The following is a 14,446-nucleotide window of genomic DNA, read 5'->3' as shown; positions in this document are numbered from 1 at the left end:
AATAGAGCGTATTCCTCGCATATTTGCATAAGTAATAACTGCATACATCATGATCGGGTTGTACCCTGTTCTTCCCTTGTCCGAACAATTGGCTAACAGTCCGGAAAAATCTAAATCCTCCATAACTTTTTTTAGGGTATAGACTGGATCGTCATTGGGTAAACTCAATTCATATAAGCTAAAGTTGATTTTCTGTTGACCTATTTCAAAAAAGTCGTTATAATAATTAACTGTGAGCATAGTTACATTATAACATGTAACGGAGAAAGATGGTTGTCGTTAGCCATCTTTTTTTATGTAAAAATTTAGGGAGGAGTGACTCATCATGAGTTACTCCTCCCTCTTTTATGGCTGTCATTTCCCGACAGCCCCATAGGTTTTTCATTGATTTCTAATATGCCATAATATTAGTATAATTTAATACAACTCTTGAGTAATTTTTTTATCTTTTAATAAAAACTATAAAATTGCTTTTATTCCCTTTGCACTACGAAAAATTGTATCTGTAAAATGATTACCGGGATTTAATTCAAATATCACCTCGGTTCTAAGATCCTTAAAATACGCTGAAAGCTCTCTTGTATTATCCTCTCCTTTTACAGTATTCCATAAAGTCATAAAACCAAAGTGAGCCTGACATACTTGCCACTCTGTTATGTTTTTACAATAAACAGTAAATTTTTAATCTAGTCCTCAAGTATTTGAAATTTTTAAATCTTTATAGCCATTTAATTTATCAAATCCTCTTTGTTCAACATATAGCCTCACACACTCAATTTCTTTATCTAACTCCTCACCAATCCAATTTTTTGTTATTTCACATAACTTCATCAATATAGCAATTGTTTCAAAATAATCAAACTTAGCCTGCATCTGTGGATAAGCAATTCCCATCATTTTCCTCTCATCAATATTTAATATAGCTCCTAATTTTGATGCTTTGAAATCGTTTTCATCATGTGAAAAATATTTGTTTCTCATTTCTATGAACTTATTATGGCATCCAATTGGATCCTCTTCTATACCTTTATATACCTTTGTTGCACTTAACTGAGATCTACCGTCTTTCTTTGAAGGAGAATAACATTTCGAATATTTTATTACAGCCATCTGAAAATAGCATGTCCTATCTATATCATCATACATATTGATACATCGTACTAAAAATTCTAAAGCATATGACAAATCAATATCTATAAGAATATATGAGTATAGTTTTCTAAATCTGTCTTCCCTTGGTACCTCAACGTAACGATTCCTAAATGCCAATCCTTTCGGAATTAACATACCAGATTCATTAATATCATAATCAAAATTATATTTCATGAATATCTCCTCTTCTATTTTTGTTTAGAATTCAACAAGAACCCTCATAATCATTTACTAAAACCATTCTAATATAATACCACCTCTTGTAACCAGAGGCCAGTCTTGCATTCAGAACTGCATTCTTACATTGGAGTGCGTACCTAAGCGATAAAGCTTTAAAACAAGTACATCTTCACATATTTCATAAATAAGCAACTGGTTTGTCTCGATATGACACTCTCGAGTTCCATTATAGTTCCCTGTCAAATCATGATCTCTGTATTTTGCACCCAAAGTACCGCCATTAGCCAGAATATCAATTACCTCAAACAGTTTATCTAAATTCTTTCTTTGCTTTTTATTTCCTTTATCCAAACTTAATTTGACAATTCATTTTCATTGTGCTAGAACATGATACAAGATAAAGCATAGAAAGTGTGATGAAATGGAATTTTATCGTAGTAACGGAGAAAGAATCCATTATGAAATCATAGGAAGAGGCTTTCCGGTTGTCTTCTTACACGGAAACAATCTGGAAAGCGGTTATTTTAAAAAGCAAAGGGTTTTAAGTAAGTACTATAAGCTTATTTTTGTAGATAGCTTAGGACATGGTAAATCAGGAAATATTTTGGGGAAGATAAGCTTTTCTTATCTGGCGGACAGTCTTGATGAACTGCTTTCATATCTTAATATAGAAAAATGTCTGCTGGTAGGACATAGCGACGGTGCAAACCTTGCTATAAAGTATGCTGCACTTTACCAAAACAGAGTTGCAGGTATCTTAGCAAACAGTGGTAACATTACTTTTAAAGGTCTGAAATTTCTTCCGGGATACGCTTGTTATCTTGAAGAAGTCTTATATAAAACTCTGGGTATAATCTTCCCCTTTTTTAAGAGGAGATCAAAGGTCTCTCCGCTCTTGCGTGAGGATCTGAATATTCCTAAAGAAGCTTTCTCTAAATCAAACTTTCCTGTCATAGTTTTGGTTGGAGACCATGATATGATCAAAAGGGATCACAGCATAGCTATTGCCAAGCTTTTTCCACATGGTAAGTTTATAGAAAGGAAAAACCAAGGCCACAATATTCCAAAAAAGGACAGTAACTACTTTAACCAAACTATTTCAAAAATGGTAAGCTATATACGAAGTTGTACCGGGTGATTTGCAATTCTTCAAGGAGGAAAATATGCAAAGGATAATCTCTATTTTTAAAAAATATAAAAACGTTCTAAAAGGCATCTTGTTTGTAAGTATACTAATCTTGGTTCTGATAGAATTTTCTCATATGAGAAAGACTGTTTCTTTCAGTGCTGTAAAGGATATACTTAGCCATTTATCTGTATTACAGATTTTTAGCCTTTTTATTTTCGGTATTCTTGCAGTTTCTCCTATGATGCTGTATGACTATATACTGACAAAAGAGCTTGGTAAGAAAATTTCTATATTTAAACTTATTGAAAACAGTTGGACTATAAACAGTTTAAATAATCTTATAGGTTTTGCAGGTCTTGTGGATGTCGGACTTAGGTACAGCTATTTTTCCGACGAAGAACAGGAAGGCAAAACAATGCAAGGCATATCAAAGGTAATGCCGTACTTTATGTCGGGGCTGTCTTTATTGTCGTTTGTATCATTGTTATTGTTATTTTCTCATGATAAGAATAATACTTTAAAGACATACAGTTTTGTACTTGTACTTGCCTCTCTTATACTTCCGGTACTACTTTTCCTATCTACAAGAAAAAGACTTGATTACTTCGGAAATTTGAGTAAAAAGAAAATACTTGCTCTCATAGGAACCTCACTTTTGGATTGGCTGTTTGTATCCGGATTTTTCTTCTATGTAGGAAAAGTACTTGGTTATAATGTTTCTTTTGTAAATATACTTCCTTTATATTGTATTTCCATTTGTATAGGTATTGTATCAATGATACCGGGAAGTCTTGGAAGTTTTGATCTGATAATGATAGGAGGACTGCTACATCTTTCATTAAACCATAACGAGGCGGCAAGTTGGCTTTTGCTTTTCCGTATTTTTTATTATTTTATTCCGTTCTTTATAGGACTGATATTATTTATAAAAAGTATGGCCGGCCAGATAAATGATAAATTTCTGGGATTACCCGGGAAGTTCTTAAACATAATAAGCCGTGGAATACTTCATTTTATGGCAAATTTCTTCGGCTTTTTCCTTATGGCAAGTGCAATACTTCCTGATGAAATTCATAACATACCTTTTATAGGGAAAATGGATCCCATCCGTGGACAGCTGCTCTTTCAATTTCCAAGTTTTCTTCTCGGAAGCCTTTTCTTCCTGCTTGGAAGATTGATAAAAAGACATTCTACATTTGCAAAACCTTTTTGTATTGTACTATGTCCTATAAGCCTGATTTATATCAATCTTGGCGGCTACTCTGTTTTTGGCAGTCTTTATATACTTGTATTTTTAATGCTTTTATATACTGAGAGAAAGAGCTTAAACAGAAAGTCATTTTTCTATTCCTTAGAGGACAGAATAAAAGATATAGGATATATAGTTTCAAGCTTTATAGTCACTATATTTCTTTTGTATGTATCAAGGGGAAATACAGGTGGAAACAGTTTGGGATTTCTTCTATTCCATCATAACGGCTTTCTCTCAAGAACTTCTATAGGGACACATTTTTTTAACGGATTTTTCAATCACTTTTTACATCTTTTTGCATACTTACTGATTATTGCATTCTTTTATATTGCAGTAGAATCTATGGCAAAGGACAGACATTTTTCTTTTGGAGAAAAATTTGAAAAATCTCGTTATAAAGCGTTTTTGGAAAGTTTCGATAATACCAACTTAAATGCTTCTCTTGCATTTTTGGGAGATAAACTTATATATTATTACACTGAGGGAAATAAGGATCTTGTGGCTTTCCAATTTGCCTTAGAGGACGGTAAGGCTGTTGTTATGGGAGATCCTATAGGTAGAAATGAATATTTTAATAAGGCAGTTTCTTCATTTATAGAAGATGCTGAAGCCAAAAATCTTATACCGCTTTTTTATGAAATAAGTCAGGATATGACTTTACTTCTGCATAATTACGGCTATGATTTTATGAAGTTTGGTGAAACTGCAAAAGTTGATCTGAATAAATTTGATTTGACCGGAAAAGCCGGAAGAAAGTTTCGTGCTATTACAAATCGTGGTGAAAACAGCGGATATTCCTTTAAAGTGGAATTTCCCTCTTTTTCAAATGATTTTTTGGATGAATTAAAAAATATTTCTGACAGCTGGCTTTCGGGCAGGCAGGAAAAGGGCTTTTCTTTAGGGTATTTTGACAGAGATTATCTTTCACTTGCCCCCATTGCCTGTGTGCTTGACAGTTCAGGAAAGATTCAGGCATTTGCAAACTTTTTGGTATGTAATAATGATAATGAGTCAAGTATAGACCTTATGCGTTACGACCCTAAAACTGAAAGAAACGGTATTATGGACTATCTCTTTGTACAGATTTTTCTTTATATGAAGGAAAATAACATTAGATACTTTGACCTAGGAATGGCTCCTCTTTCAAATGTAGGGCAGTATGACCACAGCTTCTTAAACGAAAAACTTGCATTTTTAGTTTACAGCTTCACAAGTCGTTTCTATTCTTTCGGCGGCCTGAGAAAATATAAGGAAAAGTTTGCCCCTGCTTGGGAGGCAAGATATTTATCCTATCCGAAAGACAGTAACCTGCTTTTTGATTTACTTACTATATATAAGATTGATAACAGGCAGGTAAAAAAGGTATAAAAAACGGGTTGAAAACTCAACCCGCCTTTCTTTATCCTTTAACCGCTCCTACCATTATTCCTTTTGAGAAGTATTTTTGCATAAATAGATTCCGACTCTTTTCCGTCCCCATTCACTTCCTGTAAAAGTATTAACAGTAAAATGTATAAAGCAAAAAAACTCCATATTCTAATATTCAAGCTGCCTTTTGCCGGGCACCGCTTTTATCAGTCTTTTATCTTCTTTTATTCCGCTATAACTCATTACCATTCTCCTTTGAATGTCAGTATACTTTGTGTAAATTATTATTTATCCTAATATCATACAATTATAGTTCCAAACTGAATTTATTGTCTATCTGAAAAATTAATATAAAGGATTGAAAAAATCTACTATTATTTCGTACCTGTTTCTCTCTTTTGATTCTTTAATAGCCTTTTTAACATCCTCTACATGGTCTGTAATTACTCCGTCCACATCTGAATAAATAAATTTATTAATCGACTCAGGTGTATTTACAGTCCAGACAATAGCTTTTTTACCGGCAGCATGAATTTCATATATCTTTTTATCTGTAGCCTCACGCTCCTCCATTATAAGGTAATCCCCTTTTAAATTCTTTGGCTTGCCGCTTGTAAAATAATATAAATATCCGCTTTTCATCTCTGGATACTCCTCACTGATATATTGAATAATTCTGTAATCAAGTGATAAGAGTACTGTTTCATCAATCATATTATACTCTTTAATTATTTTTACCACATCATCCACCATCTTTGTATCAGCGGTTTCGCCCTTTAATTCAACAAATACCCCTATCTTACCCTTGGCTTCATTTAATATCTCATCCAAAGTCGCCACCTCTTGACCGGGTTTTGATATATCAAATGAATTTTTTACTTTGAATTTTTTTATCTCCTCAAGTGTAAGGTCTTTAGACTTTTTAGAAACTCCCGCTACTCTTTTAAAATTAACATCATGATTAATAATATACTTATCGTCCTTAGTCCTTTGAACATCTATTTCCACCCAATCTACATTTTTTTCAATAGCTTCTCTCACACCCTGAACAGTATTTTCAGCTCCCAAATCACCACCTCCACGGTGAGCAATAATTTGGATATCTATCGGTCTTATAAATACTTCATTAAAGTTTTTAGACAGTAAAAAGGACAATGCTGCATTTATAAGCATTGCAAATATTACAAAAGAAAGGACACTTCGCCTCTTTTTTATTCTGCGCTTTTTTGTGTATGCAAATATTACATCCTTATCAAAACATGATTTTACTTCTATTCCGTCTCTTCTGTTATATTTATAAAAAAGCTTTGTCACTACGCTGACCAAAACAGGTATTGTAAGAAAGACAAAGTATGTAATCATCTCAAGCATTATAAGTATTATGAAAATCTCAAAAAATTCCTTATATGCCACAGCTTCAATATATTCTCCACATAAAAACAGCAATACAAAAGATAATGTAAATACAGCAAAATAAAGTAATGCCAATTTTATAGCAGCCCATATATAATCTTTTATAAAGGATTTCCAATGTCTCTTCATCAATTTTCTTGATGCCAAAAGTGCCTTTCCGATACTTCTCCCCTCAATGATTATATAATGCAATGAAAAGATATGCATTAAGCTTATAATTGTCAATACAATCAGAAAAAGACTGTACATTCCAAGGTATAAAGGCGTATTAAATATAACAGATGTTATAAAATTAGGGATTTCAAAATTTCTAAACGGAGTAATACTGATGCCTAAACCCATTAGCGGAAATACAATAGCAATAAATCCTCCCAAAAGTAATCCGGAAGGACTAAAAAAATATTTTATAGACTTTATTCCTATAAAAACAATCTCTATCAATCTTATATTTGCTCTGTTTTCTTCCGTCAAAGCACTGATAATAATGAATGCATTGATATCCACTCCCATAATTACGGCTATTACAAACAGCCCTATTAAAAGAAGTGCCACCCCTTGAAAGCTCAGCAAAAACGGAACGAAATCACCGCTTGAAATATTTGTTCTGCCCGTAGAATAAATCAGATAATTGCTTATGGCAGAAAAAACAGGCAACACAATAAAACTTATCAATGCCTTAGAAAGTATTTGATATTTTGTAAACAACCATAGCATCTTGAAATTTAGTATACCGGTTTTATTCCTTTTTCCTGTCATATATCTTCAGCCTTTCTTGAATACTACTCTATATTCTGAATAACTCCTGTAAAAAGAATTGAACTGTCAGGAGCCGCCACTGCAAATACAAAAGGTCTGTCAATAATAAAATCCACCTGATTCTGTATTATTCCTGCACTCTCCATCATAAGTGCAGTATACGCCGCACCTGTAACACCTTCCTCATCTATCTTTACCATGGCGGCATGCTCTGCTCTGCTTACATAAATATTTTCAACTTCTTTTGTAAGTGGAGTGAAATCTGCCTGTTTGTCTGAAAGCACATCTGTAATTCCGATATCCTTTAGACACTCCAACAGATTTATTTTAGCCGAATCATTGAATTTTGGAACTGTCAGATGCACCAGTGCTGAATCGCTTTCCACACTTACAGGTTCCATACAGATTTTTATCATTTGTGGATCTGCCGCAATATCCTGTGCTTTATAACCTTCTTTCGGCAGGAAAAAATACATTGTACCACTGTCAACAAGACTCAATCCTACAGCCTGAAAATGCTCTGTTTGATACAAATTTGTCATAATATCATTGTGCATCATAGGAACTGACTGATCCCCTAAAACCCCATGAAATATTCCTTTATTTGTTTGTTCCTTTGGGAAATCTTTATCCCATGATGCCTTGTAATAAACAGTTGAAATAAGTGCCAACACAGATTCCTGGTTAAATTTCAATTCTTTTGTATACTCTGTAAGCAATTCTCCTGTATGCTCATCAGTCCATTTTCGAAGTTTCCGATTCATAGACTCGGAACCCATCTCACCGCTATAAGATGAAGCATGATACTCCACTGACAGCCTTTTTAAAGTATCTTCATTATACCCTATATCATTTCTTAACCAGATAGAGTTTGCCAATATACTCTTTAGTGCGGGTGTATCCACATAATTGGCATCCCATATTGCTTCTATTCGCTTATTTAAGACATCCATATCCTTTACATTAAGCACATCTAGGATTTGCTTACGTGTATTTCCATCTGTAACTTCAGCCAGCATGGAAAGTGCTATATAAATATTCAATGGCGAACATACCGCATTATGATCTGTGGCATCTGATAAAAGTTCCTTCTGTATCAGTTCATAGTACTGTCCCATCCCTTCCTGAACAGTTTGCGAGTTGTGAACCTTTTCTATATAATCCTCCCACCATTCACTGTGAGCATCTCCATTTGCAAACTTATTAACATCTGTTCCCTCAGAAATAGGGCTTGGAATAACAGCTTCAACAGATTTTATAGATTTATCAGATTCATTAATGTCTTTAGTTCTTAACTGTGTAGCGCTTTTTCCACAGGCAGTAAGCATAGTCATTGCTGCCAAAAATATTCCAACGATTCCTTTTATCCTCATAGCAACCTTCCTTTCTAAAATAATTAATAGTTTCCTAAATTATACTGTTGACTTTAATAAGCTTATTATAATTTCATATCTTTAGGAAAAGCTTCCTTCCGCATAATTCCCCACATTTTATCTATATAGCTTAATGTATAAAAATTTTCGTAATAATGATAATAGAAAGCCCCTTTAAGTGTCATCTTATATCCTTCTTCATCTCTTGTTAAAAATCCAAGCACTTGTAAAAGCCAGAATTCCGGACCGTATACCTTATTAAGAGGTGTATCAAAAAACTCTTCAAATTCCTCCACTTTAAGTCTTGTACTATATAATTTCCAAAAAAGATAATAAATCATCCTTTGCCTTTTAACAAATCTGTTTGTAAGTGCAGTGGGCAGTATATTTGCATCAATTCTTTTACAATATTCCAATACAGAAAATGTGTTTATTTTAAACTGATCCTTAAAAAGACTTGTGGCGGAACAGCCGAATCCAAAAAAATTATCTCTGGTCATTGAAGAATATGATGCCGACTCTTCACTTGCAAAAGTCCAGATAGACTTCCTTACATATCCCTTGCCTATACAATAGTTGGTAATATCATCCAAAAGTTTTCTCTTTTCTTTTTTTGGCATAACAGGAACTTTGTTTTCGGTAAATGTAAAATCAATTAAAGGGTAGATTGCTATATGATTGGCTCCTTTAGCAAATGCCATATCAATATCATTTTTTAAATCTTCAAAGGTCTGAGTAGGCAATGCAAATATAAAATCCATAGAAACCGTCTCAAATTCAACTTCGTTTAGTGCATTTGACATATCTCTAATATCAAACTTTCTTCTTTGCAAAACCTTTTGGTATTTATCATGAAAAGATTGTATACCTATACTTATCTTATCAACTCCCGCCTTTTTTAAAGTCTTTAAAACAGGAATATTTACATTATCAGGATGAAGTTCTATTCCTATGCCGTCCGTTATAATAAAATGCTCACTTAAGGCTGCTATAATATCTGTTATTCTGTCTGCAAGAAGTGCGGGAGTACCGCCTCCGAAATAAAGGCTTGTAGCCTTTCTCCTTCCGTTCCACTGTTTCCCCACCAAATGAATTTCTTTAATCAAAGCATCTATATAGACATTTGCTGTTTTCTCATCATATATAACCTTACAATAGGGACAAAAATTACACATACTTTTACAGAATGGTATATGAATATATAAGCCTAACTCAGCCCCCTCATCATATGGCAATACTTTGTCGAAATCACTTGTAAAAACAAACGGTTTGGTTGAGTGTGTAAGATACATTCTCGTCAAATCTGTAATTAAGCTCATATCCGCCTCCTATGATGTTTTCGATAGTATATAGTTTAATTCTTTATATTAAATTTACTGTTCTTATCCAAAATAACATCCACATCTGCTACCACAAGATAATATCTCTTATCTTTATCGTGTTTTTTATCTTTAAACTCGAACTTCATAAATAATAATGTATCATTACATTCTTAAAAAACTGATGCTTCTGCAACTTTTTTAATTTCTTTAATTGCTTCATTACTCTGAACATTTATTTCAAAGGGCTCCGGTCCACCTTGCCACATTTTCGCTCTGTAGATGCTTATCCTTAAAGAATATTCTAATATCGCTTTCTGTAAATGTATTGCTACCCATAATCAGCTTCTCTCTTATAACTTCATAAATAAAGTCAAAAAACAATGTATCATAACTTAGTGCCGCTATAAGTGCAAATAATTTCTGTGTTGTAACATCACTGTCTTGAAATACTTCTTCTGTCCCATTGTCCGGACTTGGTTTGGATATGATTTACTGTGCAAAATGATATGTCTGTAAATATTCTATTATTTTAGTTCAGTCTATAATAATAAGTATTTTTACCCGACCCTTCTCTCTTAAGTTCACCTGATAACACCAATTTTCTAAATGCACCTTCAATGGAGCTTAGGCTGAGTGAAGGGCATAACTCTCGTATATCCTGTTTAGTAAATCTGCCTATCTTATTTAGGCAAGCTCGACTTACTGTATCCAATGCAGAAAATTTTTCTTCTACCGGTGCGAATCTTTCACCAAAATCTCTATATGCTGACAGAATTGTTCCAAGTATATATTTAATAAAAGGCAATTTATCTTCATCATTTTCATGTCAACCGGTTTGTGCCTGTCTAAGTAAAGCATAGTAAAAATCTTTATTTTTTTCAATCTTTGCTTCTAATGAAATATATTTGCCCACATAAAAACCGTGTCTATATAATAATAGTGTAGTGAGCAGTCTACTCATTCTGCCATTTCCGTCATTAAAAGGGTGTATACAGAGAAAATCATGTATAAACACCGGAATAATAATCAATGGATCAATCTCTGCATTTCCTATTACTCTATTATATTCTTCACATATTTTATCCAAAGCTTCAGGTGTTTCATATAATGCAAGCGGCGTAAATACCGTTTCTACTTGTCCGTTATGATATGTAGCACTTATCCTATAATCTCCTGTTCATCTCTATTCCTTGGTGCTGTCTTTTCTTTTACAAGCTGCCTTATACGAGTGCCAGTAGTAACAATACCTTCAATAGCATTTGAAGCTTCTGTACTTTGTATTTTTGCAATTTCTACAAGCTTTTCCAATTCTCCCGGTCTTTGTTTAAGATACATTTCCTGCTTTCCGACTTCTCTATATTGCCGCCACCAAGCTTAAGATTTCCGAATCCCATTTTTTCTCTTTAATTTTTGAATAATTAAAATCTCTCATTCCCTTACCTCTGGCACTATTCCCTTAAATAATAGTGTTTTTTAAGGGAATAGTCAAATTTTAAGGGAATGAGAGACTTAGTTTTATAGTTTTATAACTGATATAACTTTGTATACTTTTCTTCTATATAATCAAGGAAGTAATTTACATTAAATTCTTCTCCTGTCACCATCTTCATAAGTTCAGGTGCCTCGTAGCGGAAACCATAGGTATGAATATTTTTCTTTAACCAGTCCATAACTTCATTAAACTTGTTATTTTCAAGCAAACTGTCTACATCCAGTTCCTTTTTCATTGCATGTACATACTGTGCTGCAAAGGCTGTACCCATAGCATAAGTTGGGAAATAGCCGAAGCTTCCGTCTGACCAGTGTACATCCTGTAATATTCCAAGTTTGTCATTTGGCACATCTATTCCCAAATACTCTTTATATTTTGCATTCCATGTCTTATCCAGCCCTTCTGTAGATATAGTGCCGTTAAATAAGCCTTTTTCTATCTCATAACGAATCAAAACATGCAATGGATATGTCAGTTCATCCGCTTCTGTGCGGACAAATGACGGCTTTGAAATATTGATTGCCTTATAAAAATCTTCAAGACTTATATCACCAAGTTGCTTAGGGAAATATGACTGTAACTTAGTATAATTATACTTCCAAAATGCCAATGTTCTTCCAAGATAGTTCTCACATAGGCGTGACTGTGATTCATGCATTCCGCTGGAAACTCCCTCAGATAAAATCATTCCGTCATATTTCGGATTGATATTATGCTCATAATAAGCATGCCCCACCTCATGAACAGTTGAAAGTATGGCGGATGTCACATTTGATTCTATATACTTTGTAGTTGTACGGCAGTCATTCTCACATGTCCATGAAGTAAAAGGATGCTCTGACTCATTTTGATATCCCCATGAAGAATCAAAATGTAAATATTTAAGCAATTCATCCATGAACTTTTTTTGATCTTCGATAGGGAACTTCTGATGTAAGAAATCCTCTCTAATCTGCTTTGCATTTGTTACCTTCCCGATAAGCGGAACGAGTCTTTCCTTTAATGCATTAAAGAATGCATCATATTTTTCCTCATCCATTCCCGGCTCAAAATCATCAAGCATCTGATTATAAATGCTCTTATCACTGCTTCTATAACCATACAATTTCTTTTGACTCTCAATAACTCTCTTTAAATATGGCTCAAATATAGAATAATCAGCCTTTGACTTTGCAAGTATCCATGCATCAAATGATTCATCGCAAAGCTTTTTAAAAGCTACAAACTCTTCCTTCGGTATACAAACAGTATCCAAAGCTTTCTTATAATAAAGCTCTATTGCACGTCTATCATCAGCCTCTACTTCCGGATCATCTTTTAAATTCTTTAATAAATCAACAATTTCCTCATCAGTTTCCAGACTGAACAGCTCTCCTGCCAGGTATGCAGATCTCTCATCTCTATAAGCAGCTCCTGCACTTGGTGCAACTGTCTGCTTGTCAATATCTATAATATTTAATGCCATCTGATATGCAGAACATTTAAAAAGCCAGTCATGATATCTCTTTAATTTTTCTTTTGTATTCATATTTTCCCTCGTATACTATTTAATATGGTACTGCTTTGATTATCCTGCAGAACCTACATAACATTTTAACACAAAAATAATAACTATAATATATTTTAAAGTAATTTGTCATCATTTTAAAAAAGAAAAAGACCAATCTTTCGACCGGTCTCAAATCTTATAAATAATAAATATGTTTAATCTCCCAATGCCTGATCCACATCAGCTATAATATCTCTTATATCCTCAATACCTACAGACATTCTGATAAGATCCGGTGATACTCCGGCAGCTGCAAGCTCATTATCATTCATCTGACGGTGAGTAGTGGATGCAGGATGAAGTACACAGGTTCTTGCATCAGCTACATGTGTAACAATTGCAGCCAATTTTAAGGAATCCATAAAATTAACTGCGGCTTCTCTTCCACCCACAACGCCAAATGATATAACTCCGCAAGTTCCGTTTGGAAGATACTTTTGTGCCAAGGCATACTGGCTGTCATTTTCAAGTCCCGGGAAAGAAACCCAAGATACCTTCGGGTGATTTTGTAAATGCTTAGCAAGAGCCAGAGCATTTTCATAATGTCTTTCCATTCTTAAATGCAATGTTTCAAGTCCAACTCCAAGGTAGAATGAATTCTGTGGGGAAGGTATAGCTCCAAGGTCACGCATCAAATTTGTTGTCATCTTTGTAATATATGCACCTTTACCAAAGCTCTTCGTATAGATTATTCCATGATATGTCTCATCCGATGTTGTAAGTCCCGGGAACTTTTCACTGTATTTTTCCCAGTCAAAATTACCCGAGTCCACAACCACTCCTCCTACAGCATTTGCTGAACCGTTCATATACTTTGTGGTTGAGTGTGTAACTATATCTACTCCCCATTCAAACGGTCTGCAAAAAATCGGTGTAGGGAAAGTATTATCAACTATTAAAGGTACACCATTCTTATGTGCAGCCTGTGCAAACTTTTTTATATCCAAAATCTTAAGTGAAGGATTTGCTATAGTCTCACCAAATACAAGCTTTGTATTTGGTTTAAATTTGGACTCCAACTCCTCGGCTGAAATATCTGGATCAACAAAAGTGGCTTCTATCCCCATATTCTTCATAGTATTAGCCAATAAATTGTATGTTCCACCATAAATAGCAGAAGAAGCAATAATATGATCACCTGCACCGGCTATATTTAATATTGCATAGAAGTTTGCAGCCTGTCCCGAAGATGTCAATATAGCAGCCACACCTCCTTCAAGTTGACAAATCTTTCTTGCCACAGCATCATTAGTAGGGTTTGCAAGCCTTGTATAAAAATACCCTGACCCCTTTAAATCAAATAAATCCCCCATCTGCTGTGAGGTCTCATACTTAAAAGTTGTAGACTGTACTATAGGAACAACTCTGGATTCTCCCTTTTTCGGCTCATAACCACCCTGTACACAGATGGTATTGATATTATAATTTGACATTAATAAAGCTCCTTTATATATATTTAT

Annotated in this window: 11 protein-coding genes and 2 pseudogenes; 2 read left to right on the top strand and 11 right to left on the bottom strand. The window is 34.0% G+C overall.

Annotated elements, in window-relative coordinates:
- From EHV10_RS15630 to EHV10_RS10425, 4 genes are all read right to left on the bottom strand, one after another.
- The coding region (locus EHV10_RS15630; protein ID WP_456298610.1) for a transposase at nt 1-240 on the bottom strand (240 nt) is incomplete at its 3' end.
- Between the two features lie 219 nt (nt 241-459).
- A complete protein-coding gene (locus tag EHV10_RS14635; protein ID WP_243116122.1) occupies nt 460-618 on the bottom strand; it encodes a hypothetical protein in 159 nt (52 codons plus the stop codon).
- Between the two features lie 75 nt (nt 619-693).
- A complete protein-coding gene (locus tag EHV10_RS10430) occupies nt 694-1,326 on the bottom strand; it encodes a hypothetical protein (protein ID WP_128674601.1) in 633 nt (210 codons plus the stop codon).
- 111 nt (nt 1,327-1,437) lie between these two features.
- A complete protein-coding gene (locus tag EHV10_RS10425) occupies nt 1,438-1,683 on the bottom strand; it encodes a type II toxin-antitoxin system YafQ family toxin (RefSeq protein ID WP_243116121.1) in 246 nt (81 codons plus the stop codon).
- Between the two features lie 70 nt (nt 1,684-1,753).
- Here EHV10_RS10425 and EHV10_RS10420 point away from each other — a divergent pair, with 70 nt between their 5' ends.
- Nucleotides 1,754-2,470: an alpha/beta fold hydrolase gene (locus EHV10_RS10420; RefSeq protein ID WP_128674599.1), complete on the top strand. Its 717-nt coding sequence runs from the start codon at nt 1,754-1,756 to the stop codon at nt 2,468-2,470.
- A gap of 25 nt (nt 2,471-2,495) precedes the next feature.
- A complete protein-coding gene (gene mprF, locus EHV10_RS10415; RefSeq protein ID WP_128674598.1) occupies nt 2,496-5,081 on the top strand; it encodes a bifunctional lysylphosphatidylglycerol flippase/synthetase MprF in 2,586 nt (861 codons plus the stop codon).
- 345 nt (nt 5,082-5,426) lie between these two features.
- On the opposite strand, the gene EHV10_RS10405 is transcribed toward mprF, so the two are convergent.
- From EHV10_RS10405 to EHV10_RS10375, 7 genes and pseudogenes are all read right to left on the bottom strand, one after another.
- Nucleotides 5,427-7,250, bottom strand: coding sequence for a glycerophosphodiester phosphodiesterase family protein (locus EHV10_RS10405; protein WP_128674597.1), 1,824 nt, complete (start codon nt 7,248-7,250; stop codon nt 5,427-5,429).
- 23 nt (nt 7,251-7,273) lie between these two features.
- Complete coding sequence (locus EHV10_RS10400) at nt 7,274-8,623, bottom strand: serpin family protein (RefSeq protein ID WP_128674596.1); 1,350 nt, start codon at nt 8,621-8,623, stop codon at nt 7,274-7,276.
- A 65-nt stretch (nt 8,624-8,688) separates the two neighbouring features.
- The gene (locus tag EHV10_RS10395) at nt 8,689-9,942 is read right to left on the bottom strand and encodes a coproporphyrinogen-III oxidase family protein (RefSeq protein WP_128674595.1); all 1,254 of its coding nucleotides are present in this window, start codon (nt 9,940-9,942) and stop codon (nt 8,689-8,691) included.
- 261 nt (nt 9,943-10,203) lie between these two features.
- Nucleotides 10,204-10,392 (bottom strand): annotated as a pseudogene (locus EHV10_RS10390) (BrxA family protein); the annotation flags it as partial.
- An 82-nt stretch (nt 10,393-10,474) separates the two neighbouring features.
- Nucleotides 10,475-11,377 (bottom strand): annotated as a pseudogene (locus EHV10_RS15430) (Fic family protein).
- 91 nt (nt 11,378-11,468) lie between these two features.
- The gene (locus tag EHV10_RS10380) at nt 11,469-12,965 is read right to left on the bottom strand and encodes a carboxypeptidase M32 (protein ID WP_128674594.1); all 1,497 of its coding nucleotides are present in this window, start codon (nt 12,963-12,965) and stop codon (nt 11,469-11,471) included.
- Nucleotides 12,966-13,141: 176 nt separating this feature from the next.
- Entirely contained in the window at nt 13,142-14,419 is a 1,278-nt protein-coding gene (locus tag EHV10_RS10375; RefSeq protein WP_128674593.1) for an O-acetylhomoserine aminocarboxypropyltransferase/cysteine synthase family protein, read from the bottom strand.
- Between the last annotated feature and the right edge of the window lie 27 nt (nt 14,420-14,446).

The organism is Lachnoanaerobaculum gingivalis (assembly GCF_003862475.1).
Classification (GTDB): domain Bacteria; phylum Bacillota; class Clostridia; order Lachnospirales; family Lachnospiraceae; genus Lachnoanaerobaculum; species Lachnoanaerobaculum gingivalis.
The sequence above is the reverse complement of the archived record's forward strand: the minus strand, read 5'-3'. Positions and strand labels throughout refer to the sequence as shown.